General features: G+C 39.2%; 1 protein-coding gene. It reads right to left on the minus strand.

Annotated elements, in window-relative coordinates:
- Positions 1–228: 228 nt before the first annotated feature.
- Positions 229–964: C40 family peptidase (locus tag EKM98_RS11880; protein ID WP_225418588.1), on the minus strand; the 736-nt coding region annotated here is incomplete at its 5' end.

The following is a 964-nucleotide window of genomic DNA, read 5'->3' on the forward strand; positions in this document are numbered from 1 at the left end:
AAAAACAGCATTAGAAGTTGCCTAACTTCTAACGCTGTAAAATTGGCTATCAACAGGATTTGACAGAGAGCCAATTAAATTTTGATACAAAAAAAGATCAATTCATAAATAAATTGATCTCCATAATTAGCCTCATTGATACTTATTCAAAGTAGGTAAAAAACATTCTACTTGAACCTCTATTATTAAGTTCAGACGAACTTCTTTGCCTACCCAGAATAGTTTAATTTACAAAATTCTACGTGCAAACTGTGGCATCCACCAAGACATTGGCTGCTCTTTAACCGTCTCTGATGGTTGTGGTGCCATAATAACGTTTCCATTACCTGTATAAATGGCAACATGGTAAGAACTACCTTGACTACCCCAAAATAATAAATCGCCCAGTTGCAGGTTGTTTAGGCTCACTGGAATACCACAATACTCTTGTTGGTAGGTAGTACGAGGTAAATTAATTCCCAATTGTTTATAAACATACTGGACTAGGCCAGAACAGTCAAATGCATTGGGACCAGCCGCACCTAAAACATAAGGTTTCCCTAATTGTTGTTTTGTTAAAGTAACAATTTGTGCCCCAGATACACTCAAATGCATAGCACCTGTACTGTCAGCGGCCCACACTTGACCTCCGACCTGAATCGTACCCTTTTGCATAGCACCTGAATTGGTCAAATAATACCAATTTCCATTGTCTTGAATCCAGCCGGTTTGCATGGCACCTGTACCATCAGTATGATACCAAGTACCATTGTTATTAATCCAGCCCCTTTGCATTGCGCCTGAATTATTAGCATAATACCAATAATTTCCTGACTTAAACCAGCTCGTATTCATACCACCCCAATTTGCTAAGTGATACCAAGTTGTACCTTGCTGTAACCAGCCAGTATTCATACCGCCCCAATTCGCTAAGTGATACCAAGTTTGGTTTTCCTTATACCAGCCAGTATTCATACCACCCCAA

Origin of the sequence: Loigolactobacillus iwatensis, from assembly GCF_003950295.1 — a bacterium.
Classification (GTDB): domain Bacteria; phylum Bacillota; class Bacilli; order Lactobacillales; family Lactobacillaceae; genus Loigolactobacillus; species Loigolactobacillus iwatensis.